Below are 7,309 nucleotides of genomic sequence, written 5' to 3'. Positions count from 1 at the left end.
TTCACGATTCCCAGCTCCTGGATCTTTTCCCGTATCTCCGCCAGACGCCCTTCATCTTCGGGGGCGACCGGCTCAACCTCAAGGGTGTCTATCTCTATGCCATAATTCTGCCTGACGCCCTCCGACAGGTTTTCGAGCTTAACGCGGTGCTCCGCCAGAGAGACCTCCGCCTCCGCCACTCTGGCGGTCAGGGTATCAAGCCTGCTGCGGAGAGCCTTCGCCTCCTGTTCAATGCGGGTGAGGTCCTCAGACTCCGCACGGATCGTCTCCCTGTTTTCAGCGATGACCGCCTTGAGGCTGTCGGCCTTGACTATGAGCGTCTTCAAGGCCTCGTTGCTTTTCTCGATATCGTTTCCGTGCCGGACGATCCCCGCTTCGACATCCGTCTTCTCCTGAACGATCCGGTCCATGGTGCCTCTGTAATCGGCGAGCATATTCAGTGCGTTCTCGAGATCTTTCCGGAGAGACTCCATGCGCTCACGGTAAGAGTTGAGGGACAGGCGCAGTTCGGTAACGGATGCGCGCTCCGTCTCATAGCGCTCCCTGTTTTGCGCTATCGCATTCTGCATATCCGATATCAGCTGTTCGGCTTCTGCCTTCTTCGCCTCTACCTTTTCCGCCTCTGTTACCTTTTCCCGCATTACGGCATTCAGCGATTCCTTCTCCCGGCTGACCTCTCCCTGTTCGATGTGGAGATACGCGAGCTTTCTGTTTATCTTCTCCCGCTCCCCGCTCTGGTTATCGGCGGTGAGCCTGAGGAGTGAGATCTCCTTTTCCCCATCGATAATAGCTGCTTCGACGTCTTTCAGAAATCCCTTTTTCTCCTGGAAAGCAGCCTCGCTCTGAACGAGCGACCCCTCAAGGTCTTCGATCTCCGCCTTTCTGTGAGAGATGAGCGAGTCGAGCTCTCTGATCTCCCTCTTTCTTCTGAGAATGCCCTTACCCTCACCGAGGATGACCGCACCCGACTGTTCAACGATCTCCCCTTCAAGGGTCACGAAGGTGAAACGGTTATCCGCATCATGGAGCGAGAAAGCCGCTGACAGGTCCCGGACCACCAATACCTTGCCGAGAAGCGCTTCGATGACAGGCGAGAAGACCTCCCTGTCTCTCTGGACCTTCACAAAGTCGAGGGCCCTTCCCGCAACGAGCTCATGCCGCGCTATACTGTCCGAACCGCCGCTCTCAGCAGCGATTCCGTCCCGCGGGATGAAAACGGTCCTGCCGATCCCTTTTTGCCTGAAGAGGGATGCGGCGACGGAGACGTCTTCAAAGGAGGGCAGGATAAACCCGTTCACCTTTTCGGCGAGGGCGTTTTCTATCGTCCTTTCGTATGCCTCCTCGACCTCGATAACCTCCGCAATCGAAGCGAGGATGTGGAGCTTCTCCGCCTCGGTCAGTACCTCTTTCGAGAACTCCTCATGCATGATCTCCCTGAGAGAGCCGAGTCGTGACGATGCCGATGCGAAGGCCTCCCTCGCCGTCGCTATCTTCGCCCTCACATCGTCGAGCCTTCCGCGGTATGCCTCTATATCGCCAATGAGCTTCTCCTTCTTCTCCGTGAGCAAGAGGAGCTCATTGTTCTTACCGATAAGCGTCTGATCCGTGAGTCGGGCCGCTTCCTCCACTGAAGTCAGCTGTTGGGCTGCAGCCTCGGATTCCCTCGAAGCCGATGCCGCCTTTTTCTCGAGATTCTCGAGGGAAGTCGAGCACCTTCCGATTTCCGTCCTGAGATGGCTTAAATCTTCCGCTATCCTGAAGACCTCCCTCCGCTTCGATTCGATGAGTTCTCCCTTCTCGGAGAGCTCTTCTTCCATCACCCGTATCGTCTCATTCTTTTCAGAAAGCTCTATTTTCAGGTTATCGATCTCCCCGCTGAGACCCGTTTCCGTCGCCGTCAGTTCGACCTTCCTCTCTTCGACCTCTCCTATCTTCCGGATGATCTCCGTCTCCTCAAGGGACAGTCTGTTGAGGGACTCCTTCAGGTGGTTTTTCTCCGTCTCGAGTACTGCGATCGCCCTCTCGCCTTCTGCTATCTCCCTTTCGAGTCCGTGCAGATCAGACGTGAGGGATTCGAGCGATTTCTCTTTTTCGAGGAGGACGATCCGCTTCGATTCCCTGGTATTTTCGATGGTATCGAGCTCAGCCCTCACGACTGCTTCGTTCTCCTTCGAAGCGGCCCACTGGGCTGTAACGCTGTCGAGGGAATCCTTGAGCTCACGGTAGTCTCGCTTCGCCAGCCTCAGTTCGACGTCCCGTGCCTCGGCAGAGAGTTTCTTGAAGCGTTCCGCCTTCTTGACCTGCCTGTCGAGTGAGTTTATCTGGCGCCTCACCTCGACGACGATATCCTGTATTCGTTGCAGGTTCGACCGTGACGATTCGAGTTTGGACTGCGCCTCTGCCCTTCGGACCTTGTACTTCATGACCCCCGCCACTTCCTCTATAAGGAACCTCCTCTCCTGCGGCTTGGAGTTCAGTATCTCGCTGATCCTTCCCTGTTCAAGGATCGAGTAGCTTCTCACTTCGAGTCCCGTATCGAGGAAAAGGTCCCGTATATCCTTCAAGCGACAGGCATTTCGGTTAATGAGGTACTCGCTGTCACCCGATCGGTAAAGCCTCCTCGACACAGAAGTCTGAGAGCGGGAATTCCCGTTACTCTCCTCGGGAGAATCGAAGAGGAGCATGAGATTCACTTCGGCCATCCCCCGCGGTTTCTTGGTGGTTGAGCCGTTGAATATGACCTCCTCCATCTTATCTCCCCTCAGGCTCTTTGCGCTCTGCTCGCCGAGGACCCAACGGAAGGAATCCACTATATTGCTCTTCCCCGAGCCGTTCGGTCCGACGATGCAGGTTATTCCGGGGTGGAGATTGAAGGTCGTCTTCTCGACAAAGGATTTGAATCCGATGAGTTCGATTTTTTCTATCCGCATAGTTGTCCAGAGAGATTTTTTGATAGGTAGTATACCTTCTGGCCGGCATTTCTGACAAGTGAAGGAATGAGGTAATCGACGGCTCCGGATTCCTCTTCCATACCCTCTGACGAGCCTCTGCGGCCGCGGCCCGATATGAATAAGCAAATATGATTCGCCGATTAAATTTATTTATTTGACCGTAAAGGAATGCGTATATTACCCTTTTATCATTCTCAGTATTCCCATTCCCAGAGAGTACTCTGAAGAATACCATACAAAGGAGGATGTTATGCCGAAGAAGTATGATACTCCGCTCTTGAATGAGCTGGAAAAGGGAGAGTTCCCGAGCTTCGTAACGGAAATCAGGAAGGCAGCGAAGAAAAGCGATATGGCTGCCGATGAGCTCGGGCAGCTCGAAAAGTCTTACCGGGATAAGCGTGGTTACTGGAAACACGGAGGGATCGTCGGTGTCCGCGGATACGGCTCGGGCGTTATCGGGAGGTATTCATCCCTTCCTAACGAGTTTCCGAACGTCGCAAATTTTCATACCGTCAGAATCAACTCGACTTCGGCCTTCTTCTATACCTCGAAGTTTCTGAAGGAGATGTGCGACATCTGGGATAAGTACGGGAGCGGCCTTACGAACCTTCACGGCTCTACCGGCGACCTCGTTCTCCTCGGGACGACGACGGAGAACCTCGAACCCATCTTCGCAGAGTTCACCTCACGCGGTTGGGACCTCGGGGGTTCCGGTTCCGCCATGAGGACCCCGAGTTGTTGCGTCGGACCGGCACGCTGCGAGTGGTCGAATATCAATACCCTCGACATAAACTACAGTATAACCCAGGAATTTCAGGACGAGATGCACAGGCCGGCCTTCCCCTATAAGTTTAAGTTTAAGACAGCAGGGTGTGCCGTCGACTGCATCGCATCCATAGCCCGCGCGGACTGCTCCATCATCGGGACCTGGAAAGGCAAGATAGCGATCGATCAGGCTGAGGTCGCAAACTACGCAAAGAAGGGCATGAATATTTCAGACGATATCGTCAACCGCTGCCCGAGCAGGTGTATGAGCTACGATGGAAAGCAACTGAAGATAAACGACGAGGACTGTGTGCGGTGCATGCACTGTATCGCGAAGATGACAAAGGCATTGAAGCCGACGGGAGAAAAGGGCGCGACGATCCTCATCGGGAGCAAGGCTCCGTTCGTTATCGGAGCGACCCTCTCCTGGGTCGTCATCCCGTTCATGAAGATGGAGCCGCCCTATACGGAGCTTAAGGAACTCGTCAGGAAGATGTGGGAGTACTGGGACGAGAACGGCAAGAACAGGGAGCGGATCGGCGAACTCATCATACGTCGCGGGATGAGGGAGTTCCTGGAGTTCATCGGGGTAGACCCGATGCCGCAGCAGGTGAAGGAGCCGAGAAGAGACCCATTCTTCTTCTGGACAGAGGAAGATCTCCAGAAATAAACGAATCGAATTCCATATAAGGAGGAAGGTTATGTCAGCACCGCAGAGAAGAACAGATATAGGGCCGCCCCATTACAAGGATTTCTTGCCGCCTGTGATGCAGAAGAATTACGGTGATTGGAAGTACCACGAAGTATTGACTCCGGGCGTCATGGTCCACGTGGGGAACAGTGGTGATAAGGTTTGGTCCGTGAGGGTCGCGTCGCCGAGGCTCCTCAGCACGGAGACGATCAGGGACTTTTCCGATATGGCCGAAAAGTATTGCGGAGGCTATATCAGATTTACGACCAGGAATAATGTGGAACTCCTCGTCTCCGACGAGAAGAACCTCGAGCCGCTCCAGAAAGAACTCAAGAGCAAGAAGTACATGGTCGGGGGTATCGGCTCAAGGATCAGCAATATCGTCCATACCCAGGGATGGGTCCACTGCCATTCAGCCTGCACGGACGCTTCCGGCCTCGTCAAGTGCCTCATGGACGAATTCGCAGATTATTTTACGACGAAGGAACTGCCGGGCAAGGTGAGACTCGCCGTCGCCTGCTGCGTGAATATGTGCGGCGCGGTCCATTGCTCGGATATCGCCGTCGTCGCGGTACACAGGAAGATCCCCGTAATTGACCACGATAAGGTGAAGAATGTCTGCGAAATCCCTTCGACGATCGCCGCATGCCCGACCGGAGCTATCAGCCCCGATCCCGGGAAGAAGAGCGTCAAGGTCAACGCTGATAAATGCATGTACTGCGGCAACTGCTTTACCGTCTGCCCTCCGATGGAGATTCATGACCCGGAGAACGACGGTGTGGCGATTGTGGTCGGCGGTAAGATAGGGAACCTCAGGACGAGTCCGAAGTTCTCGAAGCTCGCCGTTCCCTTCATTAAGAACAACCCTCCGAGATGGCCTGAAGTGACCGCGACCGTGAAGATGATCCTCGACACCTATGTCGCAGGGGCAAAAAACTACGAAAGGGTAGGAGAGTGGATCGAGAGGATAGGCTGGGAGAAATTCTTCAAACTTACGGGATTGCCCTTTACCTACCAGCATATCGATGACTTTACGATCGCGCGGGAGACCTTCAGGACATCGGCAACCTTCAAGTGGTAAGAGCCGGGCAATAGGGTATATAATCTAGGGTGGAGGGGGTAATCCCCCTCCACAGAGTATTAACCAGAGAGCTCAACGAGGTGGCAGAATGGAAAAAGAAGAAGTCAAGAAGAAGATTTACGAGTTGGTCGAGAAATCCGTCGGCAAAAAGAAGCTGAAATCTTCTGATATTCAGAAGACCATATCTGCTGAGGCCGGAATTACAAGAGATGAAGTAAAAGACGCGTTAAAAGATCTCGTCGACGAGGGGAAATTAATCTATACCTATTTCGGGGGCAGTTTCGTAGAGATACCGCCGAAAGAGTAACTCAATAATTCTTTCATTCATCTGAAAAGCGGTCCGCGCCGAAAGAGCGGACCGCTTTTTTGTTGCCATCGCCGCCCTAACCGTTCCCGGAGCAATGTCGTCGAGCGGCTCCAGGATATGCGTTATAATAAGAAGGTGAGCAACTATCCAAGAATCATCATAGCAGGGACCAGGGGAGGTTCCGGAAAGACAACCGTTTCCCTCGGATTAATCGCCGCTCTAGCGTCACAACGGGCGCTCAAGGTGATACCGTTTAAGAAAGGCCCCGATTATATCGATGCCGGGTGGATGTCCCTTGCAGCAAAGAATCCCTGTTATAACCTCGACCCCTTTCTCTTCGCAAAGGAGAAGGTGCTGGCCTCCTTCCTCTCCCATTCCACCGGCGATATCGCGGTCATCGAAGGGAACCGCGGTCTCTATGACGGGATGGACGCAGAAGGTTCATACAGCACCGCGGAACTTGCAAAGTTGCTGAAGGCCCCGGTCATCCTGGTCATCGACTGCACGAAGATGACGCGGACAACGGCTGCTCTCGTCCTGGGGTGTCTGAACCTGGATAAGGATGTGCCGATCAGAGGAGTGGTCCTGAATCAGGTCTCCGGCGCGAGACATGAAGGGGTGATAAGGTCATCGATCGAGAGGTACTGTTCCCTGCCCGTGCTCGGCGCGATCCCGAGACTATCTTCAGAGGAATTTCCCGAGCGCCACATGGGGTTGACACCATACCAGGAGCATCCGGACACTGCTCGCGCCATCTCGTTTGTGGAGGGCATAGCTGAAGCGTACCTCGATATCGACGCGATTCTGAAGATAGCGGGGGGCGCGGGAGCGCTGGAAACGATCGGAGCAGCGGGACCCGTGGCAAAGGAGAAGAAAAAAGAAGTACGGATCGGCATCGTCAGGGATTCGGCATTCCAGTTCTATTATCCCGACAACTTCGAGGAGCTTGCCGCGCTCGGTGCGGACCTCGTCGAGATAAGTGCGCTGAATGAGGGGCAACTCCCTGACATCGATGCGCTCTACATCGGCGGCGGCTTTCCCGAGACCCATGCGATAGCGCTCGCGGAAAATGTCCGTTTCCGTGACTCTCTGAAGACCTCCGTCATGGATGGACTTCCCGTTTACGCGGAGTGCGGAGGACTCATGTACCTGGGTCAGGGGCTCCTCCTCGGGGAACGGACATATCCCATGGCGGGAATCTTTCCCCTGGTCTTTTCCCTAGAAAAGAAACCCCAGGCTCACGGTTACTCCATCGTGGAGGTTGTGAATAAGAACCCATTCTATCCTGAAGGCACCATCCTGAAAGGACATGAGTTTCACTATTCAAAACCCGTCAACTCCTTGAAAAACCCTCATGGAGTCGCCTATGCCTTTCGGATGAAACGGGGACAGGGCATAGAGGAGAAACAAGACGGCATCTGCTTTCGGAATGTCCTCGCCACCTACACGCATCTCCATGCCCTTGGTGCACGGGAGTGGGCTGAAGGCATGGTACGGCAGGCGGGGGCATACAG

5 protein-coding genes are annotated in these 7,309 nt (G+C 54.3%); 4 read left to right on the top strand and 1 reads right to left on the bottom strand.

Annotated elements, in window-relative coordinates:
• The coding region (smc, locus tag VEI96_10375; GenBank protein ID HXX58394.1) for a chromosome segregation protein SMC at nt 1-2,930 on the bottom strand (2,930 nt) is incomplete at its 3' end.
• 271 nt (nt 2,931-3,201) lie between these two features.
• Between smc and dsrA the strand changes: the two genes are divergently transcribed.
• From dsrA to VEI96_10355, 4 genes are all read left to right on the top strand, one after another.
• On the top strand, nt 3,202-4,386 hold the full coding sequence (gene dsrA / locus VEI96_10370; protein HXX58393.1) for a dissimilatory-type sulfite reductase subunit alpha: 1,185 nt from the start codon (nt 3,202-3,204) through the stop codon (nt 4,384-4,386).
• 31 nt (nt 4,387-4,417) lie between these two features.
• Entirely contained in the window at nt 4,418-5,488 is a 1,071-nt protein-coding gene (gene dsrB, locus VEI96_10365) for a dissimilatory-type sulfite reductase subunit beta (GenBank protein HXX58392.1), read from the top strand.
• An 88-nt stretch (nt 5,489-5,576) separates the two neighbouring features.
• Nucleotides 5,577-5,795, top strand: a complete 219-nt coding sequence (locus VEI96_10360; GenBank protein ID HXX58391.1) for a hypothetical protein — start codon at nt 5,577-5,579, stop codon at nt 5,793-5,795.
• Nucleotides 5,796-5,912: 117 nt separating this feature from the next.
• Nucleotides 5,913-7,309: cobyrinate a,c-diamide synthase (locus VEI96_10355; protein ID HXX58390.1), on the top strand; the 1,397-nt coding region annotated here is incomplete at its 3' end.

Source organism: Thermodesulfovibrionales bacterium (assembly GCA_035622735.1).
Taxonomy (GTDB): Bacteria; Nitrospirota; Thermodesulfovibrionia; order Thermodesulfovibrionales; family UBA9159; genus DASPUT01.
Note: the sequence above shows the minus strand (reverse complement) of the source record. Positions and strands in the feature narration are given on the sequence as shown.